Annotated in this window: 14 protein-coding genes; 11 read left to right on the top strand and 3 right to left on the bottom strand. The window is 47.6% G+C overall.

Features of this window, described 5'->3' with window-relative positions; translation table 11 throughout:
- Positions 1-18: 18 nt before the first annotated feature.
- Positions 19-687, bottom strand: coding sequence for a GntR family transcriptional regulator (locus tag ABGV42_RS05815; protein ID WP_347383148.1), 669 nt, complete (start codon positions 685-687; stop codon positions 19-21).
- Positions 688-948: 261 nt separating this feature from the next.
- On the opposite strand from ABGV42_RS05815, the gene ABGV42_RS05810 reads away from it, so the two are divergent.
- Both ABGV42_RS05810 and ABGV42_RS05805 read left to right on the top strand, forming a co-directional pair.
- A complete protein-coding gene (locus ABGV42_RS05810) occupies positions 949-1,251 on the top strand; it encodes an ArsR/SmtB family transcription factor (protein ID WP_347380803.1) in 303 nt (100 codons plus the stop codon).
- A gap of 90 nt (positions 1,252-1,341) precedes the next feature.
- A complete protein-coding gene (locus tag ABGV42_RS05805; protein WP_347380802.1) occupies positions 1,342-2,742 on the top strand; it encodes an aldehyde dehydrogenase in 1,401 nt (466 codons plus the stop codon).
- Positions 2,743-2,811: 69 nt separating this feature from the next.
- Here ABGV42_RS05805 and ABGV42_RS05800 read toward each other — a convergent pair whose 3' ends face one another.
- A complete protein-coding gene (locus tag ABGV42_RS05800; RefSeq protein ID WP_347380801.1) occupies positions 2,812-3,726 on the bottom strand; it encodes an AraC family transcriptional regulator in 915 nt (304 codons plus the stop codon).
- 217 nt (positions 3,727-3,943) lie between these two features.
- On the opposite strand from ABGV42_RS05800, the gene ABGV42_RS05795 reads away from it, so the two are divergent.
- From ABGV42_RS05795 to ABGV42_RS05755, 9 genes are all read left to right on the top strand, one after another.
- Entirely contained in the window at positions 3,944-6,169 is a 2,226-nt protein-coding gene (locus ABGV42_RS05795) for a glycoside hydrolase family 52 protein (protein WP_347380800.1), read from the top strand.
- Positions 6,166-8,307: an alpha-glucuronidase family glycosyl hydrolase gene (locus ABGV42_RS05790; protein WP_347380799.1), complete on the top strand. Its 2,142-nt coding sequence runs from the start codon at positions 6,166-6,168 to the stop codon at positions 8,305-8,307. The genes ABGV42_RS05795 and ABGV42_RS05790 overlap by 4 nt, the downstream gene beginning before the upstream one ends.
- Positions 8,308-8,384: 77 nt before the next feature.
- On the top strand, positions 8,385-9,452 hold the full coding sequence (locus ABGV42_RS05785) for an NAD(P)-dependent alcohol dehydrogenase (protein ID WP_431523602.1): 1,068 nt from the start codon (positions 8,385-8,387) through the stop codon (positions 9,450-9,452).
- Between the two features lie 167 nt (positions 9,453-9,619).
- Entirely contained in the window at positions 9,620-9,886 is a 267-nt protein-coding gene (locus ABGV42_RS05780) for an HPr family phosphocarrier protein (protein WP_347380798.1), read from the top strand.
- 142 nt (positions 9,887-10,028) lie between these two features.
- Positions 10,029-10,280, top strand: a complete 252-nt coding sequence (locus ABGV42_RS05775) for a type B 50S ribosomal protein L31 (protein ID WP_095357971.1) — start codon at positions 10,029-10,031, stop codon at positions 10,278-10,280.
- Between the two features lie 185 nt (positions 10,281-10,465).
- Positions 10,466-10,777 (top strand): Dabb family protein, encoded by a 312-nt coding sequence (locus ABGV42_RS05770; protein ID WP_347380797.1) that lies wholly within the window; start codon positions 10,466-10,468, stop codon positions 10,775-10,777.
- 108 nt (positions 10,778-10,885) lie between these two features.
- Positions 10,886-11,653, top strand: a complete 768-nt coding sequence (locus tag ABGV42_RS05765) for an SDR family NAD(P)-dependent oxidoreductase (RefSeq protein ID WP_347380796.1) — start codon at positions 10,886-10,888, stop codon at positions 11,651-11,653.
- 221 nt (positions 11,654-11,874) lie between these two features.
- Positions 11,875-13,602 carry a ubiquinone-dependent pyruvate dehydrogenase gene (gene poxB, locus ABGV42_RS05760; protein ID WP_347380795.1) on the top strand — a complete coding sequence of 576 codons (1,728 nt, stop codon included), beginning with the start codon at positions 11,875-11,877 and terminating at the stop codon, positions 13,600-13,602.
- 291 nt (positions 13,603-13,893) lie between these two features.
- Positions 13,894-14,649, top strand: coding sequence for an SDR family NAD(P)-dependent oxidoreductase (locus ABGV42_RS05755; RefSeq protein ID WP_347380794.1), 756 nt, complete (start codon positions 13,894-13,896; stop codon positions 14,647-14,649).
- A gap of 90 nt (positions 14,650-14,739) precedes the next feature.
- Here ABGV42_RS05755 and ABGV42_RS05750 read toward each other — a convergent pair whose 3' ends face one another.
- Complete coding sequence (locus ABGV42_RS05750) at positions 14,740-15,921, bottom strand: MFS transporter (protein ID WP_347380793.1); 1,182 nt, start codon at positions 15,919-15,921, stop codon at positions 14,740-14,742.
- Positions 15,922-15,949: the final 28 nt, after the last annotated feature.

Here is a 15,949-nt window from a genome sequence, read left to right as displayed (position 1 = left end):
AGGAAAAAGCAAGACATGTCATTGTTGAAAATAAGAAGGATATGTATCCCGAAGGATGGCCAGATCTGTGACGGTCAGGTGAAGATGCTCCTGCATAATTCGTTCCGCCGTCTTGGCATCATGCTGCTGAATGGCCTCCATCATGGCCCGGTGTTGATGGATCAGATGATCCCACTGATGATCCGAAGACAAACGAAGCATACGGCTTCGATTAAGGTGCACGTTCATTTGCTGGATCACGGTCCATGTCTTGCTTTTGTTGCAGCCTGCAAAAAGGGTGCTATGGAATTCCTCGTCCAGTTGAAACATTCGTTCATCGTCCGGTTGGAGCAAACATGCTTGCTGCTGAGCAAGGTTCTGCTCCAATAATTTCATCTCCTGATCCGGAAAATACTCGCATGCAAGCCGGATCACGGCCCGTTCCAGCTGCTCACGCATGAAGCGTGCTTCCTCAACGAGGTCTACCTGAATAAGAGAAACATACGTACCGCGCTGTGGATACACTTCAAGCAAACCTTCCTGTGCAAGTCTTACAAAGCTCTCCCGAATAGGAGTACGGCTTACTTGAAACTCCAGCGAAATTTCCTTCTCGGAAATAGCAGTTCCGGGAGGCAATTTCAGACTTAGAATCAATTGCTTCAAGGTGACATAGACTACATCCCGTGTTGAGGAGGATTGCTTATTCATGGACGACAGACTGTTTAGGGAAGACGACAAACCGGCTTTGGACGAGAACTTTGGGGTATATTCCACAACTTCAACTCCTTCAACGCCATACTACCATACTTGTATGGTAGTATGGAAGCGCTTTTACCATATTTTAATTGAAATAAATATTGAATGTTTGAGTTTTATCTGAGGAAGAGGTAAGATGGGTGTTAATACGTTTAAACATTTAAACCGAAGGACATTACAATAGACTAAGATTAAACAGATTGAGGTGAAAACATGGGTCAAAAAGCAATAAACATTTTCCAATCCTGCATTCCTTTGTTCCAGGTGCTTAGCGATAACCACCGTCAAAACATTTTGTTAATTCTGAGCGAACGAGGTCAGATGACCGTTAACGAAATTACAGAACAATCCAGCCTGTCCAGGCCAGCAATATCACACCATCTCAAGTTACTGCTTGAGAAAGGGCTAATATCCGTGGAACAGAAGGGTACCCAGCGGTATTATTCAGCGTCCCTGAAGCCATCCGTCGAGCGGTTGAAAGAACTGGTTGCTGCGTTGGAGGAAGAGTGCCTGTAGAAATTAATGAATCACAAAGATGAGGCAAAACCCTTTTCAGTCTCATACGTTCGTTTGTTTAAACATTTTAAGTAGAGGAGACCAAAAGATATGAGCACCTTTCAGGAATTAGATCGTGATGCGGTTAAGCTGATTTTGGAGCAGCAGCACCAGTTTTTCCGTTCTGGGGCCACGCGTTCAGCGGAGAGTAGAATTGCGCGTTTAACCCAGCTGAAACAGGCCATTCAGAAATATGAATCAAAGCTCACCGAGGCGCTCGATCAGGACTTGGGCAAAAGTGAGTTTGAATCCTATACGACCGAAATTGGTTTTATGATGGACAGCATCAAGCACACGATACGAAAAGTGAAAAAATGGGTCAAACCCGTTAAAGTAAAAACACAGATGGCCCTGGTCGGCTCCAAAAGTTACATCATTCCCGAGCCATATGGATCCGTGCTGATTATCGGACCTTTTAACTATCCGTTCCAGCTTCTGATTGAACCTCTGGTTGGTGCTATTGCCGCGGGAAATACCGCTGTACTCAAAGCCTCGGAAAACACGCCGGCCGTTTCGGCAGTCGTCCGAGAAATGATCGCTTCGGTTTTCGAGCCGGCTTACGTACATGTCGTGGAAGGCGCCAAGGACACAACGACAGCGCTCATTAATGCTCCATTTGATTACATCTTTTTTACGGGCAGTGTACCGGTAGGCAAAATCGTCATGGAGGCAGCTGCCAAAAACCTCGTTCCTGTCACCCTGGAGCTTGGAGGTAAAAGTCCGGTCATTGTGGACGAGAAAGCAGATCTTAAAGTTGCTGCTGAGCGCATCATATGGGGTAAGCTGCTCAACACAGGACAGACCTGTATCGCTCCGGACTATTTGCTTGTGCATGAACGGGTGAAGGAGCAGTTGATCTCGGAGATGAAAACAGCTGTGGAATCCTTCTTCGGTACCGATATACAGCACAATCGCGATTATGGTCGGATTGTCAATCAGGCTCATTTTAGACGATTAACGAATCTCATCGAAAGGGACCGGGACAAAGTGATCTATGGCGGTCACTCTGATGAAGCGGATCGCTACATTGCACCGACACTGATTGATGCTGAATCCTGGGAGGCAGCCACGATGGAGGATGAGATTTTTGGACCGATCCTGCCCATAATCAGTTATCGCAACATTGATGATGCGATTGTCGGAATTTTAAAGCGTCCAAAGCCGCTGGCTCTCTATCTGTTCACATCAGATATCCAGCTTCAGGATAAAGTGTTGAGTGAAGTTTCTTTTGGAGGCGGTTGTATTAATGATACGATCACCCATGTAGCCAATCCACGTCTGCCTTTTGGCGGCGTAGGACATTCCGGTATTGGCTCTTATCATGGGCGGTACAGCCTGGAAACCTTCTCACATATGAAAAGCGTGCTCAAAAAAAGCACCAAACTGAATTTGTCCATTTTGTACCCGCCGTACGATGGCAAACTGAAGACGATTAAGCGCCTGTTGAAATAAGTACTGCTGCACGAGCAGCGGGTTTGCAGATTCATCTGTTTCACGCTTCAGACGCATAGACTCTCAAAATCACTGTACAGCAGGTTGTTCCTGTCTGAAGCGGGATGGTGACATGCCTGACCAACGCTTGAATTGACGGCTAAAATGGGCAATATCCTTATAACCGAGCATCGCAGCAATACTTTGAACCGACAGTTTCGGATTGCCAAGCAGAACCTTCGCTTCGTGCAGAACCATCTCGGAGAGTGCCACGCGCGGAGACTGACCAAATACCTGCTTGAATACTCGGTTACAATGCGAGGAGCTAATCCCCAGTTCCGCTGCAATGTCATCAATGCCATAGTGGCTGTCCGTTTCATGCCCTTGCTTAAACTGCTGGCTTACGAGCCCTTGCAGTCGATTACGAATCTGGTGGGCAAGCTCAATCCGTTCGTAGCCTTCCGAGAACAGGTGCGCCGCCTCCTGAGAGACGGCTTCCCACAAGTGGCCGAATAATTCGAATACAGCAGACTGCAGCTGCATGCGCTGTACCATCGTATTCGAGGTGGTTTCTTCATTTGCTGAATTCATTAATTTTCGCAGGACTGGCTCTATTTGTAGTGTGACCGGATTGTCAGCATGAAACAGGACTTGCTTGATTCGTGCAAGTAATGAGAGGAACAACTGATCATCAATATCAAAGTGCATGCAGAAATAGGTGAATCCCTGGCCGTCCCGGCTCTGGCTGGAATGAACGCTTCCTGGAGGAATCAGAAGCAGTTCGCCAGCCTTTTGTGTATACAATTGCCCGTTCACCGACATGAGCTGAACACCTTCTGTCACATAGTTCAGCTCGTATTGCGGGTGTTCATGTGCCGGATAATTCCAGTCCGCACTAACACTCCGCAGATGAATGGCGAATAGATTGACGGTGGTCTGCACATCCGGGTAAAAGACTTCATGCACACTTTCGCCCAGAGCGGGAGGCAAATAAGTAGAAGACATAGGAGACCTCCTTTATAATAGAAACTATCAAAATCTGCAGTCAGCCTTTCGTGGCTGATTTGCTCATATTGAAATGTAATCGCTTTATTTTATTATAAACCACCAGCTTGATTTGGGTAAATATCCGATTGATTTGTCCATGGTCTAGGGCGGAACGACCATGTTAGGATGAGGCTATGAAAACGCATGCAAACCATTTTGAGAGGGGTCATCGTTCATGAGCTCAACCAAATCAATCTTTTATAACGCCCACCACTCACCGATCGGGGCTTTTGCAAGTTTTACACTTGGATACAAAGGTGCCAAGGGCGGACTCGGCCTGGAGCTGGGGAAACCTGCAGACCAAAATATATATATAGGATTACAATCCCGCGAAGGCGAACATTATGAGGCACTGCCTTTTTTTGCAGCGACCGAGGATGAGAGTGTCCGCTACGATGTAGAGAAATTGGAGAACACGGAAAATACCATAGAAGAGGGAGCCGGAACACAGGCGCAATCCCAAGAGTTATCTTCAACCCCATCTCAGCGTCCGCTCGTTTCTGCATTTCGGGATGAAGAGATTAAGCGTGAATTCAAATCGGGTACAGACACTTGGACAGCAGGAGATCTGACTTTCCGGATCTATTCGCCAGTTCGTCCTGTACCTGAACCCAAGCAGGGTGATCTTGAACAATTAAAGGATGCTTTGGTTCCAGCGGTTCTTGTGGAGATGACGATTGATAACACGCAGGGGCAGCAGACACGGAAAGCCTATTTCGGATATCAGGGTAATGATCCGTATTCGGCAATGCGCATGATCGGCGGACCCGAGGGCGGAAAGCTCACGGGTGTCGGACAGGGAAGGCTTACAGGGATTATGTCTACAAATGATGGACTATGGCCTGCCCTTGGGTTCACGCTGGATAAGATCCTGCAGGAAAAACATGTGGAGAACCTGGCTTTTGGATTGGGCGGTACTGCCGCGTTGCTGATGGAAGTCCCTGCTGGCGAGAAGCGTACATATCAATTTGCGGTTTGTTTTTACCGTGGGGGCATTGTCACTTCCGGTCTGGATACGACGTACTGGTATACCCGTTATTTCGCGGATATCCAGGAGGCGGGCCAGTACGCCCTGGATCGTTTCAATGCACTGACATCTTCCTGTGTGGAAGCAGAACAGCGTCTGGGCACCAGCTCTCTGTCGGAAGATCAGGCATTCATGCTCGCTCATTCCATTCATAGTTACTATGCAAGCACACAGCTGCTGGATGCAGACGGAGAACCGTTCTGGATCGTCAACGAAGGCGAATACCGGATGATGAATACCCTTGATCTGACAGCGGATCAGCTGTACTTCGAACTTGCCTTGAATCCGTGGACAGTACGCAACGAGCTCGAGTGGTTTGTGAAACGTTACAGCTATACGGATCAGGTTCGCTTCCCTGGGGAGGATCAATTACATCCAGGCGGATTGACCTTTACTCATGACATCGGTGTAGCGAATGTATTCTCTCGTCCAGGTCACTCGGCCTATGAACTGGTGGGGATAGACGATTGCTTCTCCCAGATGAGTCATGAGGAGCTTGTAAACTGGCTGTGCTGTGCAACCGTCTACATCGAACAAACCAAGGATCAGGAATTTGTGAAGCAGATGCTTCCCGTCATCCGGGATTGCTTCGAAAGCATGTTGAACCGGGATCATCCGGATGAGGAGCAGCGCAACGGACTGATGGGTCTCGATAGCAGCCGCACGAAGGGCGGAGCAGAAATAACGACCTATGACAGCCTTGATGTCTCACTCGGTCAATCGCGGAACAATATTTATCTGGCGGGTAAATGCTGGGCTGTATATGTTGCACTGGAGAAGCTGTTTGCTGCGGAGAAGCTCTCGGATTTATCCCTTCAGGCGGGACGTCAGGCTGATCGCTGTGCAGCGAGTGTTGCAGCTCAGTTGACGGAAGGGGGCTACATCCCGGCCGTCATTGCGGAAAATAACGATTCCCGTATTATTCCGGCTATTGAAGGATTGGTATTCCCTTACTTTACAGGTTGTGAAGGTGCACTGGATGTTGGCGGCCGTTTCGGTCCTTATCTGCAGGCACTTCGAACCCATTTGAAAACGGTTCTAGTACCCGGTACTTGTTTGTTTGAAGATGGGGGATGGAAGCTGTCTTCGACAAGCAATAACTCGTGGTTAAGCAAAATATATCTGTCCCAGTTTATTACTAGAGAAATACTGGGCATGGAGTGGGATGAATCAGGGCAGGCATCCGATGCAGCACATGTGAACTGGCTGCTGCACCCCGAAGAATCTTACTGGTGCTGGAGTGACCAGATTCTGTCGGGTGTTGCCGTGGGCAGCAAGTACTATCCACGCGGAGTTACATCCATTCTGTGGTTGCTGGAAGGCAAGGGTAATCGTTTGGAACAGATCTATGCTGGCAAGGAGGCGGTACGATGAGTCGTTCAATGGTTCAAAAAAACGTAGCCGGCCCGCAGTATGATGCGTGGCTTGGATATCTATCAGGTGAGTATAGTCGTAAGGGAGCTGCAAGTCAGGCAGTCCCTGCTTGGGCAAAAAATATATATGCGATAGAGAAACATGAAGTAATCGCTACAGCTCTGGAAGAACTTACGCAGGGACTGGAAAAATTGTTCGGTGAGAAAGAAAAACCCGTGGTTACAATAGCCGATCTTGCGGATGAGACGGCTCAGCATGCTCCTGGTATATGGATTGGCACGTGGGCAGGCCATTCACTACTTGCCGATGCGTTCAGTGATAGTGAGCTTGCGGCTGTTCAAGGTGAAGGCTTTGTCATCCGTGAAGACGAGGAACAAGGCAGGCTCTTGATTGGTGCCGAGACACCTCAAGGTGTACTGTATGGTACATTCCATTTGCTCAGAGAGCTGGTTCTGGCGCAAGGTCGTTCAAGTGAAGCTGATGCATCTGAAAATAAATGGAGTCATGTGACTGAACAGCCCCGTAATGCTCTGCGGATGATTAACCAATGGGATAACGTGGATGGCAGCATTGAGCGCGGTTACGCCGGTGGATCGATTTTTTATGAAAATGGAGAATTTACGCAAGAAATCGAACGGATCCGGGATTATGCCCGTTTGCTCGCTTCAACAGGCATCAATGCCATATCAATCAACAATGTCAATGTCCATCAGCGCGAAACATTGTTTCTGACAGAACGCTTCCTGAGTGATGTTGCTCGTGTGGCCTCTGCATTCAGAGCGTACGGCATTCGACTGTACCTGAGCGCAAACTATGCAAGCCCGATGGAAATCGGCGGTTTGCTTACCGCAGATCCACTGGATGAACAGGTACGCGAATGGTGGAACATTCAGACTGCCAAAGTGTATGCGGCCATTCCTGATTTTGGCGGTTACCTGATCAAAGCGGATTCCGAAAATCGGCCGGGTCCATTCACCTATAATCGGGACCACGCTGACGGTGCGAACATGCTTGCTGAAGCACTTCGTCCATTTGGAGGATTGGTTATTTGGCGCTGTTTCGTCTACAACTGCAAGCAGGACTGGCGTGATCGCTCCACAGACCGTGCGCGTGCTGCCTATGACCACTTTAAGCCGCTGGATGGCCGGTTTGCAGATAACGTCATTTTGCAGATCAAAAATGGTCCGATGGATTTCCAGGTTAGAGAAGCCGTTTCTCCGCTGTTTGGAGCGATGGAAAAAACCAATCAGGTGCTGGAATTTCAGATTACCCAGGAGTATACAGGCCAGCAACGCCATCTGTGCTACCTGGTTCCACAGTGGAAAGAAGTACTGGATTTTGATACGTACGCGAAGGGGCAAGGATCGGAAGTTAAACGTATTGCGGATGGTTCCCTGTACAACAGACCTCATAGCGGCTTTGCAGCGGTTTCGAATATTGGTGCAGATGCATGCTGGACAGGACATCCGCTTGCCCAGGCCAATCTGTATGGGTATGGAAGACTGGCATGGAATCCCGAATTGTCTTCGGAAGAGATCGCGGATGAATGGGTCAGACTCACGTTTGGACATGACGAAGAGGTTGTTCGTCTGATCTCTGATATGCTCTTGAACTCGCTGGAAATCTATGAGAATTATACGGCACCACTCGGAGTAGGCTGGATGGTTAATCCGGATCATCATTATGGTCCCAATGTGGATGGATACGAATATTCCAAATGGGGAACGTATCATTTCGCAGATTGCAAGGGTATCGGCGTAGATCGAACCGTACAGAGCGGTACAGGCTATACATCGCAGTATCATACGGAAAATGCGGAACGGTATGAGATTGTCACAACCTGTCCGGATGAGCTGCTGTTATTTTTCCACCATGTTCCTTATACACATGTGCTGCATTCAGGCAAAACCGTCATTCAACACATCTATGATACACACTTCAAAGGTGCGGAACAGGCAGAAGCTTTAGCGGATACATGGAGAAAGCTCGAAGGTAAAGTCGATCCTGAAATATTCGAAACCGTAGCCTCGCGTCAGCAAAATCAGGCCGAGCATGCCAAGGAATGGCGGGACATGATCAATACGTATTTCTACCGCAAGAGTGGTATTGAGGACGAGCAGGGACGAACCATCTATTAATAGAGACATCAACTGCACGTACCGTTTGTACTTGAATTTAAGGACAGCATAGGCAACCATGAGGAGGCGAACAACGAATGGGACAGCATCAATTACCCGAGACCATGAAAGCAGCTGTAATGACTGAACCAGGACGAATCATCACCCGGGAACAGGCAGTACCCAAGCCGGCAGAGGACGAAGTCCTTATTCAGGTCATGGCAGTGGGCGTATGCGGGTCGGATGTACATTATTTTGAACACGGAAGAATCGGCAGATTTGTCGTGGAAAAGCCCATTATCCTTGGGCATGAATGCGCCGGTATCGTAGCTGCTGTAGGCTTGAACGTATCGCGCTTAAAAGCGGGAGATCGGGTTGCCATTGAACCAGGTGTTACTTGTGGACGCTGCACGGCATGCAAAGAAGGACGTTACAACCTGTGTCCGGATGTACAATTCCTGGCAACCCCACCTGTTGATGGCGCATTTGTACAGTACATGACCATTCGTGAGGATATGGTTTTTCCAATCCCGAATCATCTGTCATTTGAGGAAGCTGCCATGAACGAGCCTTTCTCTGTGGGAATCCACGCTGCACGTCGAAGTAAACTTGCTCCTGGAACCACGCTGGCGATTATGGGCATGGGGCCTGTTGGACTGATGGCTGTGGCAGCTGCAAAATCATTCGGAGTCGACAAAATTATCGTTACAGACCTGGAGGAAGTTCGGCTTGAAGCTGCTCGGCGCATGGGAGCCACACATACCATTAATGTGCGGAACGAGGATGCACAGGCGGTCATCCGTGAGTTAACGAATGGAGTCGGTGTGGACACGGCATGGGAAACTGCCGGGAACCCCAAGGCCCTCCAATCTGCATTGTACTCATTGCGACGGGGAGGCAAGCTTGCCATTGTGGGTCTGCCGGCACAGGACGAGATTGCACTGAATGTTCCTTTTATCGCCGACAACGAGGTCGACATTTACGGAATATTCCGATATGCGAACACCTATCCAGCCGGGATTGAGTTCCTGAGTTCGGGTCAGCATGATGTGTTGTCCTTGATCACCGATCGTTATTCCCTGGATGAAACTCAACAAGCGATGGAGCGGGCACTGCACAATAAGAGCGGCAGTCTGAAAGTGATGGTTTATCCCAACGGTATTTGATTCTCTGCTTAGGAAGTCCCGAATCCGGGGCTTCTTTTTTTGTTTTTTCACCAAATTAATGATTATACAAGCTCCCATTACATGGTATAATTCATGGAGATTTTAATATATAAATGGATACAAACCACTCAAGTTGGTAAGCTACTTAGCGAAAGGAACTGAAGGTTGTGAGAACACATGAATTTACGATTCACTCTGATTTTCACCGGGATGATCTGATGTCTGTATCTTCTCAAGCGTCACGTTTTGCCTCGGATATTTCGTTGTCGTTTGTCGGGTCTGAGCATGAGCATCGTGTTGATGTTAAAAGCCTGCTTGGCATGGCGCTTCTTCCGATTCGTCATGGTAGTGTAGTCAGATTGCAGACGAGAGGAAGAGATGAATTGGAGGCTCTGGAGTATATGCTAGATGTACTGGAGAAGGGAATAACTTAGAACGAAGATCAGGTGCAGATTGTAGCGAATAGGTAAAATTTATCGTTTCTTCAAATCCTGCTGGTACTTTGTCCAAAAAAAGAGTATAATAAAATTTAGTTCTATTCAAGGAAGTACCCATTTAAAGGAGTGTAAATAGATTATGCCAAAAGCTGATATCCATCCAAAGACACAAACTGTCATTTTTTACGATGCAAGTGCTGATTACAAATTCCTGAGCTCTTCGACTAAATTTTCGAACGAGACAATGGAATGGGAAGATGGTAACACTTACCCTGTAATCCGTGTGGACACTAGTTCCGCATCCCACCCTTTCTTCACTGGTAAACAAAGAAACGTGGACATCGGTGGTCGTGTTGATAAGTTTAACCGTAAATACAACCTCAAAAACTAGTCTGTCCATAGATGACAAGATCAACCTCGGGAATTCGTTCTCGGGGTTTTTCTATGTTCTTCAGAATCACTTACGAGGTATACCCATGCTCCAAACTCTGACATATTTTATTAAGGATTGCGCTTACATATCATTCAGAGGTAAACTAGGAAAGGAGTGAAATCATATTGGAGGAGGAAATAGAGATGAGTAGCATTACACATATGGTTACGTTTACACTTTACGCTGGCAAGGATACACCTGAGGCTGAGGCTTTTCTGAAGGAAAGTGCGGATGCGCTTGCAGCCATTCCGGGCGTGGAGAACTTTCAGGTACTGCGTCAGATAAGCGCCAAAAATGAGTTTGACTACAGTTTCTCAATGGTTTTCGCCGATCAAGCAGCTTACGATGCCTACAACGATCACCCGGTTCACCGCAAATACGTGGAAGAACGTTGGGAGAAGGAAGTCAGCCGTTTTCAGGAGATTGATTTGATTAAACACGGGAATATGAATTAAATAAATGGTTTAGGGCCAGAAATGATACGTTCCGAAATCGTTTTAGTTCATCAAGCTGCATTAGCAGTTATTCATTCATTGATTTAGAACCAGAGAGGTGCTGTCTCCATGCAATTGGATCTTACAGGCAAGACCGCGCTGGTCACTGGCTCCACTGGACAACTCGGGAGAGTGATCGCCCGTACGCTGGCTAGTTGTGGGGCCAATCTCGCGCTGCATTACATAAACAATGAAACAAAGGCTCTCGAACTTAAGCAAGAGATTGAGGCGAGTGGCAGACAGGCAGTGATCGTTCAAGGGGATATTACGAAGCAGGAAACGGCTATGCAGATGCGGGATCAGATTCAGGCTGGTCTCGGCGTCGCCGGGGTTGACATTGTCGTCGCTAATGCGGTTATTCAATATGAATGGACCACCGTACTGGAACAATCTCCTGAGGACTACATCAGCCAGTTCGAATCTTGCGTGCTGCAGAGTGTATATCTTGCAAAAGCATTTATTCCGTACATGAAGGAAGCCAAAGGCGGTCGATTTATCGGCATCAATACGGAATGTGCCATGCAGAACTTTGCGACACAATCAGCATATACCGCAGGTAAGCGTGGTATGGACGGATTGTATCGGGTACTTGCCAAGGAAGTCGGAGAGTATCAGATTACTGTTAACCAGGTCGCTCCCGGCTGGACGATAAGCGATCGTGACCGCAACAGCGAGCCTGGACATGATGAGGCGTACACACGTACGGTCCCTTTGAAACGCAGGGGTGAAGACCAGGAGATTGCCAATGCGGTAGCATTTTTGGCCTCGGATCTGTCCTCTTTTATTACAGGTGCCTATATCCCGGTCAGTGGCGGCAACGTAATGCCAGCTATTTGATTGAGATGTGTTCATTTAATTGCTAATATATTGTTGGAAAAGAAACAACGAAACACCCCTATCTAGCTCCGTGTAGACGGAGCTAGATAGGGGTGTTTCTGTTTGATATACCCAAAAATACATATGATTTTGATTCGGGTTTCGAAAGATTGGGGTATAAGAATAGGTATATTACCGGGGTGGAAACATAACTCAAAATAAGCGATTAAAGGAGATCAGTCATGAAAAAAACAATCGCAGATGTACTGGTTGAAGCATTATTAAATGCAGGAATCAAACGGATATATGGTATCGTGGGAGACTCTCTTAATGCAGTACTGGATTCCATCCGGCGATCGGGTAAAATCGAATGGATTCATGTTCGCCATGAAGAAGTGGCCGCATTTGCTGCTGGAGCTGATTCCCAGGTAAGTGGAAGTATCGCTGTATGTGCTGGCAGCAGCGGGCCGGGTAATATGCATCTGATTAACGGCTTGTACGACTGTCACCGAAACCGCGTGCCGGTCCTCGCCATTGCTGCTCATATTCCTAGTGATGAGATCGGGAGCGATTATTTCCAATCGACTCATCCCGAATATCTATTCCAGGAATGCAGTCATTATTGTGAGGTTATTACGACAGCCAAACAAATGCCTCGTTCCGTTACCATGGCATTGCAAACTGCTGTCTCGCGTTCAGGCGTATCCGTCATTGTTCTTCCAGGAGACGTGGCAGGTCTTGAGGCAGCGAATCTGCCGGTTCCCGAGCATGTCTATCATGTGACTCAGCCTGTAGTTCACCCTTCTGAACAGGAACTGCGGAAATTGGCCGATTACCTGAATCAGGACAAAAAAATTACGCTGCTATGTGGGGCGGGATGTGCAGGTGCGCAAGAGTCCCTTATGCAGCTGTGTGATCGTCTGAAATCCCCAATGGTTATAGCTTTGCGGGGTAAGGAGTATCTGGAGTACGACAATCCCTATTCAGTCGGCTTGACCGGCTTAATTGGATACTCATCCGGTTATCATGCCATGATGGACTGTGATGTGTTGTTGATGCTCGGAACGGATTTTCCTTATCGTCAATTCTATCCGGAGGATGCGATCGTCCTTCAGGTCGACATACAATCATCTCACCTTGGTCGACGCACGAAGCTGGACTATGGGTTGTGCGGAGATGTCAAATCGACTATTGAGGCTTTGATGCCTTTACTGACACACGAGCATAATGACAAACATCTGCGTAAGAGCGTGGACCACTACCTAAAGGTACGAAAGGAACTGGATGAACTTGCCGTCGGAAAACCCGGAAAAAAACCGATCCATCCGCAGTATTTAACCAAAGTGATTAGTGATGCTGCAGGGGAAAATGCAATTTTCACATGTGATGTAGGTACACCGACGGTATGGGCCGCACGCTATCTTGAAATGAGTCGCAACCGAAGATTACTTGGTTCATTTAATCATGGTACCATGGCAAATGCACTTCCACAGGCGATAGGAGCACAGGTCGCGAATCCGGGAAGGCAAGTGATCTCGTTGTCCGGAGATGGCGGGCTTGCAATGTTGATGGGGGATCTACTAACACTCAAACAGCATAATCTTCCGGTAAAAGTGGTCGTGTTCAATAACGGTGCACTGAGCTTTGTAGAACTGGAGATGAAAGCGGCAGGATTCCTTGAATCGGGCACAGAACTTGTGAATCCCAACTTCGCTATGGTTGCACAGGCGATGGGTATCGAAGGCATTCGGGTGGAAGATCCCGCCGAACTGGAGGGAGCGGTGGAGCGTGCCCTTCAGCATGATGGACCTGTTCTGATTGATGCGGTGGTGAATCGTCAGGAACTGTCCTTGCCTCCGAAGATCAATATTAAACAGGCTGAAGGATTCACGTTGTGGATGATGAAGGCTGTACTGAACGGACGTGGCGATGAATTGATCGAGCTTGCGAAAACCAACTTGCTTAGATAATGATGGGTGTGGTTCGAATGCTTGTAATGTACATCTCATGAGAATGGAGAGTGAAAATTTCACTTAATGGTGAAGACTCTCCTTCTTGAGATGGCCAGACTGTGATCCATATCATGGTATGCACTTATATAATATGGTTTGTTTTTATGTTGTAAGTCCATTAAAATAGGTAAAGTCAGGCAGGATTTATGTCAGTATAAACCTACATATGTCGCAAATTGTTGAATTACGTTTCATAAGCAATGTGTCGATCCGATGACAAGATGACTAACACAACTGGAGGAGATCAGAATGAGTCACACAGGTAAAGTAGCCATTATTACCGGAGCAGGAAGTGGATTGGGTCAAGCAGCTGCACTGAAGCTGGCAGAGAAGGGCGCATCCATTGTGGTTGTTGATCTCGTCGAAGAGACCGGACAAGAAACAGTTAAACAGATTGAGAAGCTCGGAGCCAGAGCCATTTTCGTACAGGCAGATGTCAGCAAGGCCAGTGACGTAGAGAATTATGTCAAAAAAGCAGTAGAAGAATTCGGGCGAATTGATATGTTCTTCAACAATGCAGGCATTGCAGGACCTGGAGTCAAGCTAATCGAACATACGATTGAACAGTTTGACCAAATTATCGATATTAACCTGAGAAGTGTATTTTATGGTCTGAAATATGTCATTACCGAAATGCTTAAAACAGGTGGCGGTGCCATTCTCAACACGGCCTCGACTGCGGGTATTGTCGGCGTTCCGGCCGTTGCCCCTTATGCAGCTACCAAGCATGGCGTCGTTGGTTTGACCCGTACAGCAGCCATCGAATACGGTAAAGACAACATTCGGGTAAATGCAATTGCACCAGGAACAATTGAGACGCCAATGGTTATTCAATTCGGCAAAGACAACCCGGAGGTGTTCAAAGCAACCGTGGACAGCATTCCATCCGGACGGCTTGGGAAACCGGAAGAGATCGCGAATCTGGTTGCCTTCCTGCTTGGAGATGAAGCTCCTTATATCAATGGGGCTGTATATCCGATTGACGGCGCAGTCACTGCACAATAATAATTGGAAAAGTAAGGAAAAGAGGGGGCCTGTAAGTGTACAGGCCCTCTCTTTTTGCTGTTGTCTACAAATTCAACTACACATCTTTTTTCATGCAACGTTATTTGCGTCTATTGGTGAAGGTTTAATTGAGGTAGAGCGGTAAGAAAGCATCATGATGATCAATGCAATAGTAACGCCGGCAGCTCCAATCCAGGTAATGGATGACAACGAAACCGAGTTGACGGCGATTCCGCCAATTCCAGCACCGGCAGCCATTGCGAGCTGCATCACCGAACTGTTCAGACTCAGCATGATGCCAGAGGATTCGGGTGCCATGGTAACCAGATTATATTGTTGAGTTGGGCCCGATGACCACGCTGCAAATGACCAGAGAATGAGAATGGCGAAAATGGTCACAGAAGCGTGGGCCGTCAAGTTCAGCATCACCAAACTGACAATATGCAATGCCATACCTATGAAAAGAGTACGTTTCACCCCTATACGATCCGCGCTGTATCCCCCAACTTTGGAGCCGATCAAACTCGCAATGCCAAAGGCAAGTAAGGCCGAACTTAGCACAGCTTCACTCATGCCTGCGACAGAGACCAGATAAGGTGAAATGTAAGTATATGCAATGGAATAACCACCAAGCCAGAAAAACGTCACCAGCAACGCCAATCCAATTCGAGGTTGCTTCAGCAGAGATAATTGTTTTTTCAGTGGGACAGGTGCTTCTCCGTCCGATGACGGAATGGATAATGCAATCACAATCATGGCAATCACACCGAGCACGGCAATCCCTGCAAAAACAAGTTTCCAGTCCCATGAGGCTGCTACGATTCTTCCCAAGGGTACACCAATGATCAGAGAGGCTGTGAACCCAGTGATGACCGTGGCGATAGCACTCGCTTGTTTGCCTTCAGCAGCAACTTTGGAAGCCACCGTCAAGGCGGTAACTACAACAACTCCGGCCCCTAAAGCCATTAGTACACGGGCAGCGACGAACAGCCCATACCCTGGCAGGAGATAAGCGAGAACATTGGCTACAACAAACAGACCAAGGAAATAGAGCAATAGCTTGCGCCGATCGAAGCGGAAAGTCAAGGCAATGATAATCGGTGTGCCAAGTGCATAAACGAGTGAAAATATGGTGATCAGCTGCCCGGCAGCAATTAACGAAATATGCATGGTATCTGCAATACGATCCAAAATACCCGCGATAACATATTCGGAGGTTCCTACAAGAAAGCTGACTAAGGCGAGAACATAGATTTTCCAGGTGTTGGACATGAGAATATAACCTCTTTCTAATTATAAT

This window comes from Paenibacillus pabuli (assembly GCF_039831995.1).
GTDB lineage: Bacteria > Bacillota > Bacilli > Paenibacillales > Paenibacillaceae > Paenibacillus > Paenibacillus pabuli_C.
The sequence above is the reverse complement of the archived record's forward strand: the minus strand, read 5'-3'. Positions and strand labels throughout refer to the sequence as shown.